Raw genomic sequence first — 24,240 nt, 5'->3', positions numbered from 1 at the left:
CGGGTTTAGTCTTACCGATAACTTACCGATAAGAAAAAAACAAAACCTGCCCTGTCTTACCGATAATAAAATAACTAAAACAATAAACTCAATAGCAGCAAAACGACTAAAATAACCCCAATTAAAATAACCGTCCCCACCATCAAATTGCCAATTTCATCCACCGTTCCCCGAATCCCTCTCACCATCCGCCCTAAATTCAAGGGAAACCGAACCAATACCTGCAACGGAAGCGGTAACTGGTGCAATTCAAAACTATACCCAGGAGTACGCCTTGCTTCGACCTCAAACCTACCCTTAACCCAGTTTATATCTCGCCCCTGCTGACGTGCTTCCCAAAGTAAACGACCAGCTAACTGCAATAAAAAAGGATGCGTACCTCCCAACTGTTTTGCTAATTTCTGATCCTGGGGACTCAACGCTGCTTGTCCCTCTTTACCCTGACTGTCCGATAAACGCACTAATTTCCACGCCTCCTCCTCCCGCAATTCCCCCAGCGCCAACACCTGAGTCAAATTAAAAAACGGTGAGGTGAGACGATAGCGATGCTGATAAAATTCCAACTTCCGGGGAGACGCTACCACCACCATCAACGCACCACTATCAACAAGCGATCGCAGGTTATCAAAGAATCCATCATCAAAGTCCCGATAATGATGGATTAGCACTTCAAAGTCATCTAAACAGAGTACCGCTAATACCCCTTGTCGCTTCCAATGTCCCATGGCGCTACTAAATGCCAAACGGTTAAACTGGGGAACTCTCAGCGCCTCCACTAATCCCGGTTGACGCTGCACTTGGGGATGATTCCACAACAGTCGCCCAACCTGATGATAAAATCCCTCATCTCCATGACACTGGGGATTCTGAAGCGAAAGATAAATGCTAATAAACCGATGCGGTTGAGAAACGTAGTCCTGATAGGTTTGACAGAAATGATAAAGCAGCCAGGATTTGCCAATGCGTCTGCGCCCAACCAGATTCAAGCTACCGGGTAAGATACCTGTCATCTGATTGGTCATCTGTTGCAACTCCTCGTGGCGTCCCACAAAAAATCGGGAATCCGCGATCGCTGCACCGACTATAAATGGACACGGTTGCGCTGAACTCATGAATCAGAGGACGATGACTCGACAAGCATACTCAACAGTTATCATTTTCTTCTACCTTGCGACCTTTAACTTTAGGCAGCATGTCACCTTTGTCGGTTGAGTCTGCGAACGTAGGTGAAACCTTCTCGTACTCGCCTAGGAGAACCCGAAGGATAAAGTAACCCAACTCCAAGATTAGCCTGTTATACCGAGTTGCGCTCAAACATAGTAGATAGGAAAAGCAGGGGAAGCAGGGGAAGCAGGGGAAGCAGGGGAAGCAGGGGGAGGGAAAGTTATATCTTTGAATGCAACTTGGTATTATATAGAGCGATCGCTCTACCCAACCTACTTAAGCTCTGCCATCTGCCTTCATAAAAAATTAGGCAATTCATCCCACCCCTAGCAGAAATGAGATGAATTGCCTCTTGACGAGTGCCAAAGCACTGGTCAATTTGTAAGGTTTGGCTCTGTCAGCGGCTTTGAGCCGCAACTACAGCCTTTTCAGCTTCAGCAGGAGCATCAAGTACCCGCAGACTGGGAAACAGAAAATGATTTTCCTCAACATATTGAGCGCCAAATAAACCTTTTTCTGCCCAGAAATAACGGTCTGTCGTATGCTCATTTCGCTTAACTAATAGTAAAGCGGGCGGAATAATCCCGGCTGATTGAATATATTTACGTGCTGCTGTAACCGGTTTATCTTCACCGCTTTCTAGATTATACTGAGGCACATGTTCTAGGATTTTGCGCCCCTCTTGGCGGCGGCGACTCTTACGCTTACGTCTTCTTGCCAACCTCTTTACCTCCTCTTTTTGCTGACAGTTGTAATGTTAGTTACAAAAGCCGTCGTAAGTATATCTGCTTGAGTCTGAAATATCAATATCTTTGTAGGCTTTGATTAGATATGCCGAAAATGCCTCAATGCTAAGTTTGAAAGAGGCTTTGAGCGACGAGACCGTAAAAATCACTACCATAAAAATTAATTTTTCGTTAAAAAAGTTAACAAAAAGCTGCCGGAGGAGTGCGGGGGAGCAGGGGTGCAGGGGGAGATGGGGAAGCTGGGGAAGATGGGGAAGATGGGGAAGATGGGGAAGATGGGGAAGATGGGGAAGATGGGGAAGATGGGGAAGATGGGGAAGATGGGGAAGATGGGGGAGATGGGGAAGATGAGGGAGATGGGGAAGATGGGGGAGCGAGTATGAGTCTCATCCTACACCTTTTGGGTAATAGTCAGTCGGGTCGATTGTTCGACAATATAGAAAGTAGAAAGGGAACCTCTATGGGGTTCTGTCGTAAAAGCCATCTGGTGGTGATCACGCAATTCTCATGTTCATTCCTGCGAGTTCAGAATTTGTCGCCTTGTGTCAATCACAGGTTGGAGTCCTCACTCAAAGTCTAGGTGCGGCGTTGAGTGCGGTATATTTAACAACGGATAAGCTTGACGAAGCAGCGCAACCTAAGCTGATTCCGGTCGTGGTGTATCCAGAGGCGGCAATCTGGGAAGAGGAAAATACTGAGTTAACATTGCCCGATCGCATGAGTCCACTGGATACGATTCCCCGCCTAGCTGAAGCCGTCCCTCGCCTTTTACCTCAACCTGCTGATGATCACCATGATCCCGATTCCACCTCACTCTCACGGGACAATAATCCCTTACCTCAAGGACGGCAAATGGTTTTGCCCCTAATCCACGAAGAAGTGGTCATGGGATTATTAGTCACAAGTCGTGATGATCGACCGTGGAATGAAAACGAACAGACAGCGATTGAACGCATCGCTGGAACGTTGACACTTGCCTATTTAATGGATCGGCGTCGGGCTTGGTTTGAGCAGGAATGGACTCAGCAACGGCGTCTACAGGCACAGCAACGGGATCGGCTTGATGATATTCTGCATCAATTTCGCAATCCCCTAACCGCATTGCGAACCTTTGGCAAACTGCTACTCAATCGACTGCAACCCGATGATAAAAATCATAACGTTGCAGCTAGTATTGTGAGAGAGAGCGATCGCTTGAAGGAATTATTACAAGATTTTGACGAGTGTTTAGATCAGGATACACAGACAAGTGAACCTCTAACCTTACCCGCATCAGCCAGCGCCGCAACTTGTCCCCTCCCTGAAACAGCCGAGAATGGCAAAATTGTTTCTCCGGTTAACTCAGAACCAGACACAGACGCACCAGCCATTCCTTTGCTTCCAGGTAAACCCCTAATTGTCGAATCCTTTACCGTCGCTGACGTATTAGAACCCCTGTTAATTTCCGCCCAAGCGATCGCGGGAGAACGGGATTTGGAATTACACTACTCGATTCCCCAAGATTTACCCCCTGTACGGGCAAATGCTAGAGCATTAGGAGAGGTCTTGAATAATTTAATTGACAATGCCTTAAAATACACACCAGCCGGAGGAGAAATTGATGTGGAAGCGGGTTTAGGTCAACCCAAAGATGAGACTCGGACAATGGTGGGAATTGCGATTACTGACACCGGTCATGGGATTCCACCCCAAGATCTAGAGCATTTATTTGAGCGGCGTTATCGGGGAATACAAGCCAACACAGGGATTCCGGGAAGTGGTTTAGGATTAGCGATCGCCAAAGCACTAATTGAACAAATGCAGGGTCAAATCGAGGTATTTAGTCCGGCGCAGTTACCGTGGACTCAACCGCAGTTAGACTCAGCGATTCGCCGTTCTGGGGAGGAGTCAACCCAGGGAACAACGTTTGTGGTTTGGTTACCAACTAATGAATCATGAATTTGAATTAAGGAATCTTCCAAAGATATAACTACAGGCTACCTGCTGCTTATTTGATCACGGTTTATATCTGTAATTGAGATTGTCCTACTCTTGGAAATTATCCATGGGGATTGTGGGGATTATCGCGGTTGTAGGGGCTGGTTTAGTGCCGTTATCGTTTTTTTCCAAAACGTTATGGATAAAACCTACCCCTACAAAACTGGAGAGAAACTTCTCCTTTGACAATCTAGTGCAGCGCGGCTTCAAATACTAACCAGTTAACAAGCTCCTTAAAAGCAGCTACATTATGTTCCTTATAGCCTTCTGCCCTGGAGCCTTCGGACTTCTGCCTTCTTGTACTAGTTGGCGCTGATGACCAAGTTCTCATCAAGTTTGAGATCCAAATCGGTATCCGGTTCAATCACAATCAGATCCACACTGTTGCGACCGAGGAAGCGTTGGATTAAGCTTAAGGCTACACCAGACCCCGTACCAATCAACAGTTCTTCAGTTGCGATCGCCCGATCACCTGTCACCGCTGAAATCGCTGCGGCTGCGGCTGTACCGAGTGCTGCATTCTTGACCAGATTCCCCACACTGCTACCTTGAGTGACTGTTTCAGTCGTGGTAATCACTTCAGACGTAGCATCAAGAGTCATCTGCTGACCATTCATCACCAGTTTCTCGGCGATAAATTGAGCGCCACCATTGGTAGAACGCAACTCACCGACAACCTCACTACCCGCTGGAATCAATACGGTGCCATCCGAGGTCGTGATATTCGCATCGACGGTTAACGTTAAGGGTAATTGTTCGTCTTCTTCGGCAACCAGAATTTTCTCTCGGATATATTTAACTGGGATAGTCGTACCCTCTGGAATCGTGAAATTTTGAGCGACAGGTGTCGGATCAGCAATGTACTGAGAACTGACAACTTGCGCTTCCCCTTCACTCACCAAAGCTTGGTAAATAAATGCAGCAACTTCAGCACGACTAGCATTCCGCTGAGGATTTAACGATTTAACGTTTGGATAATTCACCACCAAGCGTTCCTCTGTGGCGGCGGCGATTGGTGTCCGCGCCCAACTGGAGATGCGAGAGGCATCATTGTAGTAATTTAAAACACTGGTTGAACTTGCAGAATAATCCAAGCCATTTGCTAATGAAACTAAGACTTGTTCACGCGGAATATTTTGTTCAGGTCTAAAAACATTACCCGGATAACCTGTTAAAAATCCCGTTTTATAAGCATCTTGGATAGCAGAATACGCCCAGTATCTTGAAGGGACATCAACAAAATTCGTTGAACCCCGTTGATCGGCTTTATTAAAGGCTTGATTTGCCTTACGCATCATCGCCGCAAACTGGGCGCGAGTTACGGGAGCATCCGGTCGGAATGTACCATCCGGAAAACCAGCAATAATATCCCGTTGCGCTAATTCGGTAATAAAGTCTTCCGCCCAGTAGGTAGACGAAACATCTGAGAAACTTGTGCTTTGGGCAAGGGTCGGTGCGCCTGTAACGAAGGGAGCGATCGCACCAGCCGTTAATCCAAAGGCTAAAAATGCAGCGGTTCCAGATTGCCAGGGATGAAAGTTAGACATTAAAGGCGTTCTCCAACACGAATCGTTCTGTTAAGTAACTAGACAGTTGAGGCGTCCAGATGTTCCTAAAATTTCCCAACCTATTAATGGGATAAACTTTAGCAAAAAAATGCTCCCATAGTCGCTAGCTTGGGGAACATTTTCAGAGATAATGACGATCAATCCGGACAATTAGTTTCCGATAAATAAAAAAATATCCCCTACCGATTTTTAAGGTAAAGGATAAAAAATGAGCGGTACACAAGTGCAAAGGTGCAGGAAAGAAGAGACATCAACCTGAAGGGGTGACAAACTCGCGTCAAAAGTAGGCAGGGTGTGGGGTATGGGGTGTGGGGTGTGGGGTTTCTCGGTAAGAAACACAAAAGCCCATAAGATGAGATAGGGTAAGGAGCGAGCGCTCTTTCTGGCGAGCCAACGCCATCAACAAGAAGGACTTCAGGGTCAAAATGAATAAACAATAGAGTTTTTGGTGACTTGCTGAGTAAAGTTCAATTTTTCCCTACACCCTACACCCTACACCCTACACCCAGTAGTACCTTCAAGTCCCTTGTCACCCCCTGATCGTGTTCCCTGTTCCCGAACAAAGGACGAATGACGAAGGACATAAGACTAAGATTGCTGGTCAATCCAGCGGTGGTAAAGTTTTTGAATGGCTTTAAGCACGCTATTATGGGTAGACTTGGGAGAAGTCTGGGCGGGATCGAGAAGCTGTAAGCGAGTGAGCAGTTTAGCTTCTTCCGTGTCCACATCGCCATCGCTGTAAATCAAGGCACTAATCGCTTCAATCAAGCCCTGATAATCCTCTTGGCTAGGATGATCACCCAAATACTCTTGCACCCATCTATAACACTCGTCACTGGATACCGATTTGAGTTCGTTCAACAGGGGTCGAATTTCTGGATCTTCAGCCACACCGGATTGCTGGGCGACTCCGCGCAGATATTCCCGTTCCTCGGGCTGAATTCGACCATCAATCCAAGCCGCCCCAATCAGAATCTTTACTAGCTGTTTGACATGAGAGTCTGTAACCATGACGTTTTTTGAAAAACTTCTGCTTTATCTATATCAGAACTGTTCCCAAAAATGTGTTTAGACGTTCTAATCTTTACCAATGAGCAGGCTTGGTTAAGGGAATGAGGGAGATGGGGAAGATGAGTGACGAATGACAAATGACGAATGACGAATGACAAATGACTAATCCCTCCTATTCTTCAATCTCACCATAAAAAAGCCATCCATCTGATGCTGATGGGGTAAGACTTTCAGCCAGCCTTGAGGCGTAGAAAAGGCGGAGAGTGTCGGCGGGGGTGTATCGATACACCAGTGGGGATGACGTTCTAGAAAGGCTTGAATCACAGCTTCATTTTCCTGGGGATGCAAAGTACAGGTGGCGTAAACGAGGACGCCTCCAGGTTTAACCCAGGTGGCTGTCTGAGTTAATAGTTCGCTTTGCAGTACAGAAAGTTCCTGAACTCTGGCTGGAGTACAACGCCAGCGGATATCGGGGCGACGGTGCAGGGTACCTAAGCCAGAACAGGGGGCGTCGAGTAAAACAGCATCGGCTTTTTGGGTAAATTGGGGAAAATCCCGGCTATCCCCTGGGCAGATTTGAATGGATTGTAATTGGAGTCGTTGAGTATTGGCTTTGACTTTTTTCAGGCGAGACGCGGCTTTGTCACATGCCCAGATTGTACCGCGATCGCGCATGAGTTCAGCCAGATGCGTAGTTTTCCCGCCCGGTGCTGCACAGGCGTCAATGATGACATCACTGGGTTGGGGATTGAGTAAATGACTCACCAGTTGGGCGCTACTATCTTGAATCGTCCACCATCCCTCGTTGAATCTAGGAAGTGTTTGTATTGAACCTGTACTTCCTTTGAGACGTAAGGCTTGGGGAAGGTGGGGAAGGCACTGAACTTCAACACCTGCGGCTTGCATTGCTGTCTCCACCGTATCGATAGAAGCGTTCAAGGGATTGATCCGTAGGTCAATAGTTGGCGGTTGGTTGAACCATTGGCAAAGGGCTTCGGTTTCCTGGATTCCTAATTGATTTAACCACAGTTCGATCATCCAGTCGGGAAAGCTATAGAGGATACCCAGGCGCTGAATCGGGTGGGAGGGTAATTGCAAGGGATCGTTTAATTGGGGATTGGTGTTTAGACGGGTATACTGTCGCAGTACCCCATTAACCACCCCAGCTAGTCCTTTTAATTGATTCGCTTTAGCCAATTCCACGCTGGTATTAACGGCGGCTGATGGGGGAATGCGTTGCAGATAGCGCAATTGGTATAAGCCCAGATGCAGAATGAAGCGCAAGTCAGGCGGCTGCTGGTGGGCTTTTTTCTTCCCCAGTTGGTCAATTAAGGCATCCAGGGTGCGAGTGTGTCTGGTTGTACCATAGACTAAATCGGTTAACAGAGCGCGATCAGGACGGTTGAGGGTAGCGTTACGAAGCACTCGATCCAACGCAATATCTGTAAACGCACCGTGGCTGTGAATATCTCGTAGGGCGAGGAATGCAAGTTGGCGAGAGTTTGTCATGGATGATATTATCCGGTTGAATACTCACATTTAGGTGGAGACAAGGCAGAAGGCAGACGGCAGAGGGCTCCAAGGGAAGGAGCAAGGTTGCAAGGAAAAAGGATATTACGGTTATTTCGGCGGACATGATATGACTCAAAAAATAAATGACTAATGACGATCAAAACCGCTAACTTGCATTGTTCCACCGACTTACAAATCTTGACGTGATAACAAAGATACAACAGACTCCTGCTGACGCAAGGCAAACCGATCTGAAACCACCAACGCGGGCAATTCGCCCACAGGTGCATCTGGGCTGAACTGGAGACGATTATAGGATACCCAATTTCCTTTCACGCGCCATCCCACGCGATCGCCAAAGCTACACCAAGCTTGCCAATGGTTTTTCTGGCTATCTATAATACTCTGCCAGATTTGCTTTTGGACAGTTAAGCCGAAGCGATCGCCACTATATTCTCTCCACATCTTATCGATCAGATGTAATTCCTGAACCGGAAATGTCTCAATATCCGCCACCCTCAGCCAGCCGTCTCGTCTTGATACTTTCAGCATCAGTTTAGCCGTTTCTTGATCCGCCGCTTGCCAATGTTGAGCCGCCAGTAGAGTCCGCAATCGTTGATAGTCGTCAGGAGACAGTCCCGATAGTACGGTACTACTGCCCAATATCACCAACCATTCTGCCACTGATTGGGGACGGGCTTCCGGTTGAAGTGCCATCCCTTTGAGGATAGCTTGATTGACGCGATCGCTAATTTTAGGATTAAGCTGTTGAGGGGGTTCTAATTCTAAACGGTATGCTCGCATCGGTGCAGGTAAGGGAATTTCACCCGTCAGCAAGGCATACAACGTGGCGGCTAAAGCATAAACATCAGTATAAGCACCTCGTTTGGATCGCCAATCATACTGTTCAATCGGGGCAAATCCTTCCGATAACGACTGGGTATGGGTTTGGGTAATATTGGGGCTAAATTCACGGGCAATGCCAAAATCGATCAGAACGGCTTCATATCCAGCAATTCCGGGTACAGTTTCCACAGGACGCCGCATAATATTGAGAGGTTTGATATCTCGGTGCAGTAAGCCTTGATTGTGAATCAGCGTCAGCGCCTCGCCAATCTGCTGGATGTAGCCTAAAGCTTCGGATTCGGACAAAACACCGTGATGCCAAACCCGATGGGCTAAGGTTTCCCCTTCAATATATTCCATGACGATACACCACTGTTCATCCTCTTTAATTACTTCATCGACGCGCACGATATGAGGATGGCGGAATTTGGCTAAGCGTAAGGCTTCATTGATGAAATCCTGCTGATATTTAGTGGCGTCGTATTGGCGTTGCAGGTAGTCGTTGAGGGTTTTAATCACCAAGGGATTCCCCTGTTTGTCTTTGACGAGGTAGGTTATGCCAAAGCCACCTTGTCCGAGGATTTTTGCGATCGCGTATTTGCCGCGTTGTAATTGCTGTCCGGGTTGCCACATTATCGTCTACAATTCCAAGACCTTGATTGAGATCTATGTTAGTACATTTGTTCTATTTTGAGAAGAGTTGGTGCGATCGCATATTCGGCGACGACAGTGGCGATCGCAGTAAAAAAAAAGCCACAATGACAGATGTACTCCGGTGACAGTCTAATTATCGTCACGTCATCCCAGGACTCATGAACCACTCCTCACCCTCATCATCTTGTTTAAACTGATGTGCGCCCTTTGTTTACACTCCTGAAGCGTTTGTTGTGGCGATGTGAAGTTTATGGCGAAGACAGCGCAACTACAAGCGCAACTACAAACCCCTAGGTAGCTTCTAACATGCCAGATTCGTTACAGTGTCTCTTAAGACAACCAAACCAATTGAACCCGTAAACTACGATGGTAACAGCAACAACGTCTTCCGTATCCCAAGCACTACCTCCTTTGATTCCTCGTGAAACTTTATTCGGGAATCCCGATCGCACTCGCCCTCAGCTATCCCCCGATGGGAAGTATTTGGCGTATATCGCCCCGGATGAGAAGAATGTGTTGCAAGTCTGGTTGCGAACCGTGGGAGAAGATGATGATCAGCCGCTAACGGCGGATCAAAAACGGGGGATTCGCCTTTATGTCTGGACATACAATCCTAACCAGCTTATTTATCTGCAAGATTCAGACGGCGACGAAAACTTTCACCTCTACTTGGTGAATGTTCAATCTAAGTTAGTGCGCGATTTAACTCCCTTCCAAGGCGTGAAAGCCCAACCCATTGACCTTGATCCAGAATTCCCCGATCAAATCTTGGTGGGAATGAATCTCAACGATCGCCAAAAATTTGATGTGTATCGGGTTAATCTGAATAATGGGGCAGTGGAGTTTGAGACCGATAACCCGGGTAATATCGTCAGTTGGGTGGCTGATGCTCAATTCCAGATTCGGGCGGCGATCGCCGCGACGCCAGATGGCGGTTCCGATCTGTTATTCCGCGAGACTCCCGATAAATCCTTTGAATTATTACGCCACTGGGGACCCGACGATGAAGGATCAGCCGTAACCTTTTCTCAGGATGGCAAAACCCTATATATTAGTGGATCGCACGATGCCAATGCCCAACGGTTAATTGCTTTAGATCTAGCCTCCCGCCAAGAAACGGTAATGGCGGCTGATGAGCAGTATGATATTGGTGGTGTGGTTATCCATCCGACTCAGCGCCGGATTCAGGCGGTGTCCTTTTATAAGGATAAAGTGGAATGGCAAATTCTCGATGACAGTATTGCTGATGATTTTAACGCGATCGCGCAAATCCGAGACGGTGAATTTGCCATCACTAATCGCACGTTAGCGGATGATACCTGGTTGGTTGGCTACGCCACGGATGATGGTCCAGTTTATTACTATGTGTATAACCGTGAGGCTAAAACCCACTCCTTGTTATTTAGCAATCAACCCGAACTAGAAACGTTGCAACTCGCATCAATGCAACCCATTTCCTACCAAGCGCGGGATGGTTTAACGATTCACGGCTATCTCACCACGCCTGTTGGAATTGAGGCAAAAAATTTACCCACGGTGCTTTTGGTTCACGGTGGACCATGGGCGCGAGATACGTGGGGATATAGTCCAACAGTACAATGGTTGGCTAACCGAGGTTATGCAGTGCTGCAAGTCAATTTCCGAGGGTCTACAGGTTATGGGAAAGCGTTCTTAAATGCCGGGAATCGTGAATGGGCGGCAAAGATGCATGATGATTTAATTGATGCCGTCAATTGGATTGTAGACCAAGGGATTGCGGATCGGAATAAGGTAGCCATTATGGGCGGATCGTATGGTGGATATGCCACATTAGTCGGATTAGCGTTTACCCCAGAAGTATTTGCGGCGGGTGTGGATATTGTTGGTCCGAGTAACTTGGTTACTTTAATGCAAAGTATTCCTCCCTACTGGGCACCCATGAAAGCCGTATTTGCCCATCGATTGGGCGATTTGGACACAGAGGAGGAGTTTCTCAAAGCGCGATCGCCTTTGTTTTTTATTGACCGGATTCAGAAACCGTTACTGATTGGTCAAGGGGCGAATGATCCACGGGTAAAACAAGCCGAAAGTGAACAAATTGTTGAAGCGATGCGAAAGGCAAATAAACCTGTTGAATACGCCCTTTACACCGACGAAGGACATGGATTTGCTCGTCCAGAGAATCGGCTTCACTTTTTCGCGATCGCCGAAGAGTTTCTCAGTAAGTATTTAGAGGGACGGTTTGAACCGATTGGTGAAATTCAGGGTCATTCGGGCGTTGTTAATTAAATCCAACGGTAGGGGCGCAAGGCTTGCGCCCTTTTCAGTAAAATTGGTTACAGAATTATGTTGTTTTAACGCAGAGGGGCGCAGAGGTTTACGCAGAGGGCGCAGAGGAAATTAGCGGATTTGAATGAATATTTTATAGAATTGGATAAATAACCGGAAACGATATCAGTAGTAAAGTTACCCATTAAATACGCCATTTTATGACAGATGTGCCATGGCATGTCTCTACAAAATCAGATGCAGGATTCTCGTAATTACTATAAAATTCTGGAGGTTTCTCCCGGTGCAACCCAACAGGAGATTAAAAAAGCCTATCGCCGTCTCGTGCGTCAATACCATCCAGATTTACATCCGAATCATCCAGACGCCACAGAGCGATTTAGAGCAATTTGTGAGGCGTATCAGGTGCTTTCGGATGGGGTAAAGCGGCGTCAGTATGACCAAGAGGTTCAACCGCAACCCAATCCACCGAAAACCGAGTCAACGACGGCTCAAGATTTCTATGTGCGTGCCGTTAGTAAGGCGCTGGCTAAAAATTATCAGGGGGCGGTTAAGGATTGTAATCAAGCGATTTCCCGAAATCCTAACTTTGTGGAAGCCTACGTGGAACGGGGTGCAGCATATTATAACCTAGGAAATGCTCGGGGAACGTTGCAAGATTGTAATCAAGCATTGAGGATTAATTCTCAGTTTGCCCCAGCTTATTATTACCAAGGGAGAGCGCGGTATCGACTAGGGTATACTCAAGCGGCGATTGATGCCTATACTCAAGCGATAGGCTATGATCCACAGCATGCAAAAGCGTATTATCAGCGAGGTTTAGCCCATAAAGATTTGCAAGAACATGAAGGCGCGATCGCGGATTTGCAGCAAGCGGCACAATTGTTACGTGAACAAGGGGATAAAACGGGGTATCAGTTAGTTCAAGAAATGTTGCGAACCCTGCAACAGAAACCGGGAAAACGGGGAGGTTTCAAGACAGGAAATCCGCTCCGTTATCTTAAGGGGCTATTGGGAGATACACTGTTTACTATCAAGTCCTTTTTACTCAATCCCATGGGGGGACTTTTACCCAGTTTTGCCCGTCTTGAAGCTCAACGCGCTATGGTAGTTGGATTCCTATTGGCGGTGATTTTTGATGCTTGTTTCGTCTGGGGTATTTATACCGGGTGGCGGGATATGGTTTCGGTTTCCCTGGTTCCGTTAATTGGCGTGGGGATGATCCCGTTTATCATCCTAGCGGCGATGAGTGCGATCGCCCGATTAATTCGGCGTCATCCTGGTAGTGTGGCGGGGGATAGTTTCCTGGCTGGGGCGACAGTGATGCCATTAACTATTTTAGCGATCGCTAATGGGATTTCGTCCAATTTGCCAAGTCAACTCATGGTGATGATCTCTGTATTCACTAGCTGCTACACGGTGCTGACGCTGTATAGTGGTTGCACACAGATCGCGAATTTCTCGGAGAAGACAGCCGCGTTATTGGTTCCGCTGATGATTCTAGTCAGTGGCTGGATTTCCTATTGGGCGTTTATGGCGATGCTGGGAATGGCATCTTTTTGAGGATGAAATCAAGAAACTGTCCCCAGCCGACATTTCATCAAGTTTGGGTAAACTTACAAACAATAGGAAATCCTGGAAACGATTCTGGACATTATAGCCAAACTCAGTCAAACCGGGCATTTGGTGCATAATTTCCAGTAATACTTTCATTATAGTTTAGTTGAGGTTATATGAAAAACTGATGAAGTTAAGTTAATCCGCTTGCTGGGCAAAACGTGATCACTCTACGCTAGAAAACAGTACAGTTATCAGTATGGTTAAGAGGCTATGAAAAAAACCTTATTGGCAAGTTTAAGTTTAGTCTTAGGTTTAATCTTCGTTCCTGAGAATGCACAAGCCATCACCTTGTATGCGGAAGATTTCTCTGGTGAAAACGGTAAAGGAGCAACAGGCGGAGCAGCTACAGACGTAGTTGGCGTAGATTGGTCGATTGAGTTGAATGATGCGGCTCTTTTTGACTCCAACGATTACTTCAAAGTCGAGGCTGAAGCATTCACGGCTCGTGATACAAACGCGGGTTGTCCGAATGTTAGATGTACCTCTGGGGGCAATCCCAATCCTTTATTTCCAGCATGGCTGAGTCCAAAAATCGACATTTCTGGATTTAGTAACCTGGCATTATCGTTGGATGCTTTCGCCAGTGATGTCAGTTTTGAACACGAGGAAAACAGTCCGATTGGTCACAAAGATTACTTTATTGTCTCCTATTTACTGGATGATGTTGAGTTTTTAGCGGCTGACTTAATTACCCAGTCTGGACGTTTCACGGATCAAACGGTGAATGAATTGATCGGTAATGGGAGTACATTACAAGTGAAAGTGCAGCTTAATACGACGGCATCCACAGAACGGCTGTCATTTGATAATATTTTGGTCACAGGAGATCAAATCAATCCCCCTCAGTCTGTCCCTGAACCTGCCTCTATCATTGGCTTAATCGCACTTGCAGGTGTCGGTATGGCTTCCCGCAAACGCCAATCTGCTCACAAGTAATATCATGTCCGTCCAAACAGTCATTATTCCCTTGTACCTTGCAACCTTCCTCCTTCCCTTGGAGCCCTTCTGCCTTCTGCCTTCTGCCTTCTTTCTGCCTTGTCTCAACCGATAGTGTAAGTATTCCACCGGACATGATATAACCCCCTTTTTGCCCCAGTGACTAAGATAAAAAAATAGCCAGCGAGACGCTCGCACTACATACAACAACCGTTTCCTGTTCCCAAATCTCAACCGTCAACTTTAATTAAACATTCCCTAGAAAAATGGCAAACTCTCCTGAGGACAGCGTTTTGAGCCAGTAAAACAACCACAGAAATCAAAATGACGGGAACATAATCCCTGTCCCTAGGGATCTAAGGTGTTCAGTGTTCAGGGATAACTTCCCGACAATTGATGGAGTGGTGTAGAAACGTAGTATGCTACGTCTGTGCCTTCTGATCAGAGAGCTGACTTATCGCGCCGCCATGACCCGCATCATGTTATCTTGCTCAATTAGCGATCGCGCTTTGCTCATGCTCCCAAAACGATGCCCAGATTGAAAGACTTGCAGACGATGAAACCAATGAATCCTTGGCAGAAGCAATCCCTAGCCATGCTCACCGTCGGTGTGATGGCGATGGGTAATGTCATGACTCCCAGCATCGCCAGGGCGACAACGGCGGCTAATTTAACCAAAAGCGCCGACTCGATTGAAATTTTTGTTCCGCCTCCAGAACGCCGAACAAGTGGCGTTTGTCCCAATTTTTTGGGGCTGTATATCGACTCAATCATTAATCGTCCCAATTTAGCGGGGGGTAAATGGGGGATTGTGGTGGAATCGGTATCGAATCCGGCGATTTCCTACAGCCACAACGCCAATCAATTCCTCATCCCAGCATCTAATAACAAACTCTTTACCACCGCCGCCGCTTTACAACGGCTGGATTCGCGAGCCTTAATTCAATCGAAGTCGTTAGATGAATGGGTGACAGTCACCAACCAAAGAAGCAGTAACAGCTATGCGGATAGCCTACTGCGTTACATTGGTGGACCCTCGGCTGTGAAGCAGACGTTAGCATCCTTAGGCGTTGACCCCAATGGTTTTCGACAGGTTGATGGGTCAGGTTTATCCCGGCAGAATGTAGCCACACCGCAAGCATTAATCTCGACATTAAAAGCGATGATGTATGCCAAAGGGAATGATTTATTTTATCGTTCCTTACCCGTTGCAGGCGTGAATGGAACCCTGAGAAATCGCTTGCGATTACCTGAAACTCAAGGCAGAATTCGGGCAAAAACGGGGACATTACGAGGAGTAAGAAGTCTGTCTGGGTATTTAGATCATCCTTATTATGGGAAAATTTTGTTTAGCATTATGGTGAATCAACCATCTCAATCGGGACAGGTATTAGTGGGGGCGATTGATGAAATTGCCTTGCGCTTGGCTCAGTTAACACCTTGTCAGTAATCTTTGCTGTCAGTAGTCGGACGAAAATTAAAGTTAACGGTTGAGTTTAGCAAACAGAGAACGCAGAGGTTAACGCTTTAGGGGACAGAGGTTTGAGCAGGGTGTGATAGTTTGTGCCAACAGCTTGTAGGGGCGCAAGGCTTGCGCCCAGAAAATCTAAGCAAATCGACGACATGAGACTCCCCTCTCCCAAGCTTGGGAGAGGGGTTGGGGGTGAGGGCTGGTATGGGATAAGCGCTACACTGCTACCCTAATATTTGTGCCTCGGTTCCAATCATTATTAATCTAACCTTCCCCATCAACAGCGAATCACTGAAAAAGTTAGTTAGGCTAGAAACAGCACAATCTTTCATCCATTAATTTTATGGCAAGGGAACCGGGAATTAAAGTCGAACAGCCTGTTTCAGTCTGGAAAAAAGCGATAAAAGCCAATCCCAAGGGTTTATTCGCCTCATTGGGTAAAGCCGCCATTAACGGCGCGTTTCTGAAATGGGATGACTTCGCCGAGAGTGGCGTTGAAGTTCTCGAAAACCTGGGATTAGAAGCAAAACCCGGAGAAATTTCCGGATTGCTGATTGTGCGTTCCCTGATGCAAGCGATGCAAGACTTGTTAGACGAAAATAGGGGACTCCTAAATCAGAAACCCGATAATCTGACGCAATTGTACAACCACCTCAATGCATCATTAACCAGTAACGAGTTAATCCTTGACCCCGACTTTTTCCAGCGTCCCCAAAACTTGCCAATTGTGCAAGAAGCGAAGACAGGGTTTGCTCACTGGTTAGAGGCGTATGTGGAGAAAAAGGTTGAAGCTGAAATGATCAGTAGTCGCCTCCCCGCTTACTTTGTTTTTGCCTTAAATGACCAATGGGTTGAGCGTTCCCAAGATTATATTGCCTTAAAAGAAGTTCTGGATACACCCTTTACTCAAGCCACAAGACGAGAACAAGGATGGCTACGGTATCGCGCACGGCTGCAAAAGCGGGTAGATGAACCGATATTTTGGGAAGCGTTTAGTCTCAAACAAGTTTATGTGCCATTACGCGCCTATTATGAGCGAGAGATGGCGGGACAATCGGAGCGAAAATTAGAACGAGGGATTATAGAAAGTAAAGACTATGAGCGAGTTATCGTAGATCTCAATAGTGAACTAGAAACCTGGTTACAGAATGCTGAAGCGGATGATGCGATTCGCTTAATCAGTGGAGGACCCGGAAGTGGTAAGTCATCCTTTGCTAAAATGTTTGCCGCACAACAAGCGGAAAAGGGAGAAATTCCAGTTCTGTTTATTCCCCTGCACTTATTTAAATTATCGGATGATTTGGTAAAAGCGGTAGGGGAGTTTGTCCAGATTGAAGAATTCTTGTCTGACAATCCCTTGGACAGAGAAAATGGGGAATCGCGATTACTGATTATCTTTGATGGCTTAGATGAGCTATCGATGCAGGGTAAAATTGCCGAACAAACGGCTAAAGAGTTTGTCGAAGAAGTCCGGCGCGAAGTTGACCGATTTAATCATCAGCATCTTCGCTTACAGGTTGTGATTACAGGACGAGAAGTTGTGGTACAGGCGAACCGCAGCAAGTTTCGCCAACCACGTCAACTGCTGTATATTCTGCCCTATTTTGTGCCGAAAAAAGAAAGAGATCGCCAAAAATATATTGATGATCAAAATTTGCTTGAGGTGGATCAACGCCAGCTTTGGTGGCAATCTTATGGTCAGGCAAAAGGCAAGCATTATGATGGTTTACCTCAAGAATTAGACAAGGATGATTTGGTTGAGATTACAGCGCAACCATTATTAAATTATTTGGTTGCATTAAGCTTTGAACGGGATAAGTTGCGATTCTCGAAAGATACGAATCTGAATGAAATCTATGCTGATTTGCTGGATGCTGTTTACGAGCGAGGGTATGAAGGCAAGAATAGACAACATCGTGCAATTGAAGAGATAGCAAAAGAAGAGTTTATCGGTATTTTAGAGGAAATTGCTCTCGCTTGCTGGCATGGAGATGGTAGGACAACCAGTGTAAAAGAAATTGAGGCTCATTGCGATAACAGTGGACTCAGGCAAATTTTAGATCGCTTTCAAGCCACCTTACAAGAAGATTCCAGAGCCAGTATCACTCGTTTGCTGACTGCTTTTTACTTTCGGGAAAGTGGAGAGAGCCGGAATAGCGAGAAAACCTTTGAGTTTACCCATAAAAGCTTTGGGGAATATCTGACAGCAAAACGCATTGTTGAAGGAGTTCGACTAATCCATGAAGACTTAGAAGAACGTAAGCGGAATTTTCGCAAAGGTTGTGATGAACGAGATGCTTTAGTCAGGTGGGCGACTCTCTGCGGTTTATCAGCGATGGATAAATACCTGTTTAAATTGGTCTGTGATGAAATGCGTTTACAGGATTTATCAGAGGTTCGCGATTGGCAAAAAACATTATGTCGCTTGATTGAGTTTATGCTGCGTCATGGAATGCCAATGGAGGGTTTGAATCCTAGACCGAATTTTCAGGAAGAAATGCGACAGGCGCGAAATGCAGAGGAAGCGTTATTGGCTGTCTTAAATGCTTGCGCGAGAGTGACGGGGCAAATATCAGATATTAATTGGCATTCTCTTCAAGCTTTTGGTATCTGGATTTCTCGACTACAGGGACAAGAATTAAATTCACTATTTTGTCTAAATTACTTAAGTTTTTTAGACTTGCAATGCTGTTCCTTTGGCTGCCAATGTTTACTTGGAGCAAATCTTTATAGAGCAAATCTTTATGGAGCAAATCTTTATGGAGCAAATCTTCAAGGAGCAAATCTTCAAGTGGCAAATTTTCAAGGGGCAAATCTTCAAGGGGCGAAGCTTCAAGGGGCAAATCTTCAAGAGGTAATTCTTTATGGAGCAAATCTTCAAGGGGTAAATCTTGAAGGAGCAAATCTTCAAGGGGCAAATCTTCAATGGGCAGATCTGCACGGGATGCATCTTGAAGGAGCAAATCTTCAATGGGCAGATCTGGGAGAAGTGAATCTGCGATGGGCGAAGCTTCGAGGCGCAAATCTTGAAGGGGCGTATCTTTATAGAGCAGATCTTCAATGGGCAAATCTTGAAGGAGCGAATTTGAAAGACGCAAATCTTCAATGGGCAAATCTTGAACAAGCCAATCTTCAAGGGGCGAATCTTGAACAAGCCAAGCTTCAAGGAACAATTCTTGAGGGTAAGGATATAAAAAGCTTCACTTTAAATAACAATGAAGACAGCGATAAATTTTAGCCCTGAACGATTCCCAAATCTGATACTATAACCCCTCCACCCAACTAATACATTTGCTCAATAACACCTTGTAAAAGGGCGAGTTTACTAACATCCGGGTAAAAAAAGACGATAACCATAAAACCCACCCCTACATTGATATCAGAAACTTCCCTCACCGCCAACCCCTCTGCGAACCTCTGCGCTTTCCCTCTGCGTTCCTCTGCGTTAAAAAAGCCCACCCTCCCACCTCTCAACCCTAAACCCGAAATCACCCCTGATCACCACAATTCCACCTTAGCCAAAACAACCCCAGAAACAAAGCGTGATCGCCAGCAAATTGTATAATCAATCTAAACAGCACTAACCTAGCTGTTGACTCAATAAAACCTTGGCAAAGGGCGGGTTTACTAACATCCGGGTGAAAACAAACGATAACAGTAAAACCCGCCCCTACATTGACATCAGAAACTTCCCTCACCGCCAACCCCTCTGCGAACCTCTGCGCTTTACCTCTGCGTTCCTCTGCGTTAAAAAAACTCCCACCTCTCAACCCTAAACCCCAATAATCTTCAGCCAAAACAACCCTAAAAACAAAGCGCGATCGCCAGCCAATTGTATAATCAATCTAAATAGCACTAACCTAGCTTTATCATAATAGTTTGGGCTAAAGATTTAATCGCATTAACTTTGTAGGGGCGCAAGGCTTGCGCCCATAAAACCCCTATCATCTATTGCTAACTATTCAATCGACGAAAATCTGTCGCCGTAACAGACTCATCATTTCTCCCGAAGTACCATAAGGAATCGGTGGACTCCACTCTCGCACCTCTGCAAACCGTAAGCGATGCAGCGTTTTAATGATACTGTTAATTCCTTTACGGGAACCGATAACCATCACCTTGATAAATTCTTTTCCTGACACCGGATCAGTAGAAGCCTGAACAGAAACCTCAGTAGAAGGCAATTGACTGTCATTCGGTAAAAAGTATGCTTGCATTTGAGTTCACCTCTTTTATGTTCCAATTAGTCACATTTTTACAATAACACAAGTTGTGACTAATTGGAACATTTACAGGATCATCACTCTCTGACACAATCAAAAGCATGGGAAGAGCAGGTAAAGCCCTCAAACAGACACTATCAATCTTTGGCATCAGCCAAAATCAGTTAGCGGCGGCGATGGGAGTTGGACACGCCAACGTTAGCCGTTGGGTTAATGAAGTCAGAGATCCCGGTGGTGAAACCATCCTAGAAATTCGCACAGCACTAGGACAAATTAATCCCGATGCGGCTGAAGAATTTATCCAGCTATATCTGACGATGCCGAAAAACGAGTGAATGGTTATAATTCCACTTGAAATAGGGTGACGCCTTTGGACAGAAAAATCAGTGCGATCACGCGAACTTCTCACCCCAATATTTACGCCAACTTAGACGCCAGCCAATAAACTTATCATCTTCAAGCTAAAGTAAGGATCGAACTGACTGGATAAATCTGTGAACCCGTTTTAACGGGTTTAAGCTTTAAGCCAGAACTTGAGTTCTAGGCTTATATCTCTCTCCCACTATGAAACTATTTCCCCTTCCCCGAAATAACCGCCTAATTATCACCACCCTAATTAGCCTCTGTCTAATCCTACTTAGCTGGCTCAATTCTCCCCTCCATTCCACACCAACCAATCCCCAAACCGAACTCTTTAACCAAGTCTGGCAAACCGTCAACGATAACTTTTACGATCCCAACTTTAACGGCGTCAACTGGCAAATCATCAAAGACGACTATGAACCCAAAATCCGCCAAACCAAATCCAGGGAAGCCGCCGCAACCCTAATCAATCAAATGCTGTCTGAACTCAACACCTCTCACACCCATCTCTACATCCCCAACCAACCCGCTTATTACCAAGTCTTAGGAATCTTTGCACCCAGAAACCGCGACTTACGCCAACAACTCAAACCCTTCTTTCCCAATGGCAAACTAGAATATACTGGCATTGGTATCGTCACCAAAACCATCGACAACCAAACCTTTATCAGCGCCATTCTCGAAGGAAGTCCCGCCGCTGAAGCCGGATTAAAAGTAGGCGATCGCATCCTGAGTGTGGATAATCGCCCCTTCCAACCCATTGAATCCTTTGCCGATCAAGCTGGTACTCCTGTCAACATCGTAATTCAGCGATCGCCAAATCCCAATAGTCAACAAGAAATCACCGTCACCCCTAAATTGCTGGATACAACCACCATGTATCTCGACGCCATGGACGCCAGCACTGAGATAATTGAACAACAAGGTAAAAAAATCGGGTATATTCATATCTGGTCTTATGCCAGTGATGACTATCAAGAACAGCTTGAAGAAGAACTTATCTATGGTCGTCTCAAACAAGCAGACACTCTAGTCGTAGACTTAAGAGATGGATGGGGAGGTTCACCACTCACCGCCCTGAACATCTACACCGCTCCAAACTTAAGCTTAACCACGATTTTCCGGGATGGTACAAAATATACTCACTATGCAGGCTGGAATAAACCCGTCGTCATGATTATAAACGGCGGAAGCCGCAGTGCTAAAGAAATTCTCGCTTATGGTTTTCAGCAATTCGATATCGGACCCGTTGTCGGTACGCCAACCCCAGGCGCTGTGGTAGCGGGGCGTCCATTTCTCATGTCCGATGGTAGCTTGCTTTACGTCGCCGTCGCTGATGTCTACGTGAATGGAGACGAACGACTGGAAGGGAAAGGCGTAACACCGGATATCCTGGTTCCCTTCTCCCCAGAATACGCCCAAGGCGCTGATCCGCAAAAAGAACGGGCGCTAGAGGTGGCGTTGGCAGCCGTTCAAGAGTGAAATTATGTTATTTTTATACACATTTTATACCGACTGACATCTATCTTTGGGTATACTTGGCGAAACAGAAACATTCTGGTGGAGACTCCAGACCCGTAAATCTTAGGCAGAAAACGCAAAAGCCCAGCATGAACTCTTTGGAATTCGACCGAGAAACTGACCGGATGGCGAGAGCAATCATGACTCGCAACAGCCAAATTGGGTCAGCCCTGATTGCCAATTTAACCACCAAACTGACTCTTGAATATATTGCAGCGGTGTTGGTAGTCAGTATTGAACGTGTGATGTGGTTTGAGCCAGACTCCGTTATTTGGGCGGTTGAGAATCTTATTCCTGCTGATATAATGCAGGAAATTCACAGAATTACATCATTTACCCTCTATAAACAGTTGGTGCAGAAAGGATACGTGCCAGGAACAGACTTGAGTGTTGATGTTAGCGGTACTGTGCTGCTAAATGATTCGCTCAAAAAAGCGGCTTAAAGAGGTGGGGTGGGTAAGCTGTCATGCATTTAAATTGGGTATTAGTAGCGAGCAAGATGCTCACACTACAAGGCTTTCGCAATTATTGACATTAAGGTTTAAATGCCGAACAGCTTAATACCCACCCAAAAATCTAGGAGATAGACTATGCCAGCGCCATCTAAAATTTCTAGAGAGACGATCAAAATTCAAGGGGGGTTAGGTCCAATTCAAGCGACTTCATCACCGCTGACGTTAGAAATTTCACCGCTGACGATTTTTCTTGGCTCTCAAGGAACTGGAAAATCTCTTATTAGTCAGCTATTATACTTTTTTCATGATGCTGAATATTTACTCTCTAACTACTTCAAACAAGAAGGAATTGATGCAACGGTAAGAAAAGTTGTTGAAGGGATTCGTTACGGTGAATTAACCAACAGGGCTTTAGGCTCATTTTTGACGACTGATTCAGTCTATGTTACCTACAAAACAAACTATCAAGAAGTAGCCAACGAATCCGAAATTGTTTTTTATCGATCAAATCGAAAGATTAATCCTCGGGGTTTATTTAGAAAACAGATTGATCAGGAACAAGCGTTATTTGGTTGGCAAAAATCCAAACGACCTCTCTTTATTCATATTGAAGAGCCAGAAACCCATTTGCATCCGGCTGCACAAGTTGCCATTGTTAAAACACTAGCCTATTTAGCTAATCATGGCTTTCGTTTAGTGATTACTACCCATTCTTTAGTCGTTCTGTACCTGCTTAATAATCTGACATTGGCTTATCAAAAACTCCCCAATAAGACTATTGATAATATGCCGAGTCCTCAAGAAAGACTGGAACCCCAAAGCTTATCCGCTTATTTATTTGCAGAGGGGACAGTCCAGAGTATTTTAGACGAAACAGGTCAAATTGATGAAGGATTACTCGGACGTGTTATTGGCAATCTAGAAGTTGAGTTCAATCGCTTACAGTCTTATGGAATTTTGTGGGAGTAATTTTAGATGTCATTGCCTTGCACTGGTAATGAACTGCCAGATATAGCCAGTGTTGACTGTACTGATACTGCCCCTCAGATTGATCAGTGCTGTAAACTGATGCAAATTGGAGAGGATGTTCTTCTGTATGACCAACCGAATCAAGCGTACTATTGGGTATTACTCAATGCTGATGAAATACAGTTAATTGTATGTAACCTGGAAAAATACGCCGATAAAGCGGAAAAAATCGGCAATTGGATGGGCAGACGTTGTGACTATTTAGTCATGGGTTGGTACGATGGTGATTGTTATCGCCCCCGCCGGGATACGTTCCATTGCGAGGAATAAGCGAACTCGGATTATTCGTAACGACAGCTACACGGCTATCATTACAATGATGCCTTCTGAACGAATCAAGGCATGTAAAATTACTTGGAGTGAACTATTGAGCCAAATTACTGTTGCAAGTGGTCGTAAAAGGTTTCAACGCCATTAGTTATGTTTGGTAGGCTGTCCCATACTCCAATTTCGTGTATTTAAATCTTATGAGTTTGGAGTGGGTATTATAGAATTACGGGCATACGTTAGGACATTACTCTGTTGCCTATTGCCTATTCCCTATTCCCTATTGCCTTTTCACCTAATTTTATTGTCCTAACCTCAATGCGTAGTGCTATACCTACTGGCGTGGCACACCTTAGCAAGATCAATTAGAATGGGAGACCCGAAACCGTAGGGGCGCATGGCGTGCGCCCGATTCAATGGTCAAATCTAATCCACAATTTTAGCTGTGTCAGTCCAGTAGTGTCGTGGCACACCTTATTTGGTGGATTAGAATTGTAGGGGCGCATGGCGTGCGCCCGATTCAATGGTCAAATCTAATCCACAATTTTAGCCACGCCAGTAGGTTGGGTTGGCGCATGTTACTAGGGCAGCATGTAGGGCTAAAGTTCC

The 24,240-nt window shown here is 45.8% G+C and carries 20 protein-coding genes; 12 read left to right on the top strand and 8 right to left on the bottom strand.

Going from position 1 to position 24,240, the window contains the following annotated elements; translation table 11 throughout:
* Positions 1-74: 74 nt before the first annotated feature.
* Both RIE73_RS31425 and RIE73_RS31420 read right to left on the bottom strand, forming a co-directional pair.
* Entirely contained in the window at positions 75-1,112 is a 1,038-nt protein-coding gene (locus tag RIE73_RS31425) for an ATP-binding protein (RefSeq protein WP_446404904.1), read from the bottom strand.
* Positions 1,113-1,561: 449 nt separating this feature from the next.
* Entirely contained in the window at positions 1,562-1,885 is a 324-nt protein-coding gene (locus tag RIE73_RS31420; RefSeq protein ID WP_446404903.1) for a DUF3155 domain-containing protein, read from the bottom strand.
* Positions 1,886-2,112: 227 nt separating this feature from the next.
* Between RIE73_RS31420 and RIE73_RS31415 the strand changes: the two genes are divergently transcribed.
* The gene (locus RIE73_RS31415) at positions 2,113-2,490 is read left to right on the top strand and encodes a hypothetical protein (RefSeq protein ID WP_446404902.1); all 378 of its coding nucleotides are present in this window, start codon (positions 2,113-2,115) and stop codon (positions 2,488-2,490) included.
* Entirely contained in the window at positions 2,418-3,848 is a 1,431-nt protein-coding gene (locus tag RIE73_RS31410; protein ID WP_446404901.1) for a sensor histidine kinase, read from the top strand. Before RIE73_RS31415 ends, RIE73_RS31410 begins: the two co-directional genes overlap by 73 nt.
* A 341-nt stretch (positions 3,849-4,189) precedes the next feature.
* Here RIE73_RS31410 and RIE73_RS31405 read toward each other — a convergent pair whose 3' ends face one another.
* The 5 genes from RIE73_RS31405 to RIE73_RS31385 form a co-directional block, all read right to left on the bottom strand.
* The gene (locus RIE73_RS31405) at positions 4,190-5,434 is read right to left on the bottom strand and encodes an S-layer homology domain-containing protein (RefSeq protein WP_446404900.1); all 1,245 of its coding nucleotides are present in this window, start codon (positions 5,432-5,434) and stop codon (positions 4,190-4,192) included.
* Positions 5,435-6,043: 609 nt separating this feature from the next.
* Positions 6,044-6,466, bottom strand: coding sequence for a tellurite resistance TerB family protein (locus tag RIE73_RS31400; RefSeq protein ID WP_446404899.1), 423 nt, complete (start codon positions 6,464-6,466; stop codon positions 6,044-6,046).
* Between the two features lie 162 nt (positions 6,467-6,628).
* Positions 6,629-7,975, bottom strand: a complete 1,347-nt coding sequence (locus tag RIE73_RS31395) for a 16S rRNA (cytosine(967)-C(5))-methyltransferase (RefSeq protein ID WP_446404898.1) — start codon at positions 7,973-7,975, stop codon at positions 6,629-6,631.
* Positions 7,976-8,167: 192 nt separating this feature from the next.
* Positions 8,168-9,457, bottom strand: a complete 1,290-nt coding sequence (locus tag RIE73_RS31390) for a protein kinase domain-containing protein (RefSeq protein ID WP_446404897.1) — start codon at positions 9,455-9,457, stop codon at positions 8,168-8,170.
* A 38-nt stretch (positions 9,458-9,495) separates the two neighbouring features.
* Complete coding sequence (locus tag RIE73_RS31385) at positions 9,496-9,645, bottom strand: hypothetical protein (protein WP_446404896.1); 150 nt, start codon at positions 9,643-9,645, stop codon at positions 9,496-9,498.
* 199 nt (positions 9,646-9,844) lie between these two features.
* On the opposite strand from RIE73_RS31385, the gene RIE73_RS31380 reads away from it, so the two are divergent.
* From RIE73_RS31380 to RIE73_RS31360, 5 genes are all read left to right on the top strand, one after another.
* Entirely contained in the window at positions 9,845-11,746 is a 1,902-nt protein-coding gene (locus RIE73_RS31380; protein ID WP_446404895.1) for a S9 family peptidase, read from the top strand.
* Between the two features lie 219 nt (positions 11,747-11,965).
* Positions 11,966-13,309 carry a DnaJ domain-containing protein gene (locus RIE73_RS31375; protein ID WP_446404894.1) on the top strand — a complete coding sequence of 448 codons (1,344 nt, stop codon included), beginning with the start codon at positions 11,966-11,968 and terminating at the stop codon, positions 13,307-13,309.
* A 267-nt stretch (positions 13,310-13,576) separates the two neighbouring features.
* A complete protein-coding gene (locus RIE73_RS31370; protein WP_446404893.1) occupies positions 13,577-14,302 on the top strand; it encodes a PEP-CTERM sorting domain-containing protein in 726 nt (241 codons plus the stop codon).
* 556 nt (positions 14,303-14,858) lie between these two features.
* Complete coding sequence (locus RIE73_RS31365; protein ID WP_446404892.1) at positions 14,859-15,752, top strand: D-alanyl-D-alanine carboxypeptidase; 894 nt, start codon at positions 14,859-14,861, stop codon at positions 15,750-15,752.
* 364 nt (positions 15,753-16,116) lie between these two features.
* Positions 16,117-19,011 carry a pentapeptide repeat-containing protein gene (locus RIE73_RS31360; protein WP_446404891.1) on the top strand — a complete coding sequence of 965 codons (2,895 nt, stop codon included), beginning with the start codon at positions 16,117-16,119 and terminating at the stop codon, positions 19,009-19,011.
* A 724-nt stretch (positions 19,012-19,735) separates the two neighbouring features.
* Here the strand turns inward: RIE73_RS31360 and RIE73_RS31355 are convergent.
* The gene (locus tag RIE73_RS31355; RefSeq protein ID WP_446348853.1) at positions 19,736-19,990 is read right to left on the bottom strand and encodes a hypothetical protein; all 255 of its coding nucleotides are present in this window, start codon (positions 19,988-19,990) and stop codon (positions 19,736-19,738) included.
* A 107-nt stretch (positions 19,991-20,097) separates the two neighbouring features.
* On the opposite strand from RIE73_RS31355, the gene RIE73_RS31350 reads away from it, so the two are divergent.
* The 5 genes from RIE73_RS31350 (at position 20,098) to RIE73_RS31330 (ending at position 23,634) form a co-directional block, all read left to right on the top strand.
* Positions 20,098-20,331, top strand: coding sequence for a helix-turn-helix domain-containing protein (locus RIE73_RS31350; protein WP_446381849.1), 234 nt, complete (start codon positions 20,098-20,100; stop codon positions 20,329-20,331).
* A 229-nt stretch (positions 20,332-20,560) separates the two neighbouring features.
* On the top strand, positions 20,561-21,841 hold the full coding sequence (locus RIE73_RS31345; RefSeq protein ID WP_446404890.1) for a S41 family peptidase: 1,281 nt from the start codon (positions 20,561-20,563) through the stop codon (positions 21,839-21,841).
* A gap of 128 nt (positions 21,842-21,969) precedes the next feature.
* Entirely contained in the window at positions 21,970-22,323 is a 354-nt protein-coding gene (locus RIE73_RS31340) for a hypothetical protein (RefSeq protein WP_446404889.1), read from the top strand.
* Between the two features lie 147 nt (positions 22,324-22,470).
* Positions 22,471-23,304 (top strand): AAA family ATPase, encoded by an 834-nt coding sequence (locus RIE73_RS31335; RefSeq protein ID WP_446404888.1) that lies wholly within the window; start codon positions 22,471-22,473, stop codon positions 23,302-23,304.
* A gap of 6 nt (positions 23,305-23,310) precedes the next feature.
* Complete coding sequence (locus tag RIE73_RS31330; protein ID WP_446404887.1) at positions 23,311-23,634, top strand: hypothetical protein; 324 nt, start codon at positions 23,311-23,313, stop codon at positions 23,632-23,634.
* Positions 23,635-24,240 lie beyond the last annotated feature (606 nt).

Origin of the sequence: Coleofasciculus sp. C1-SOL-03 (genome assembly GCF_040220555.1) — a bacterium.
Lineage (GTDB): Bacteria > Cyanobacteriota > Cyanobacteriia > Cyanobacteriales > Coleofasciculaceae > Coleofasciculus.
Note: the sequence above shows the minus strand (reverse complement) of the source record. Positions and strands in the feature narration are given on the sequence as shown.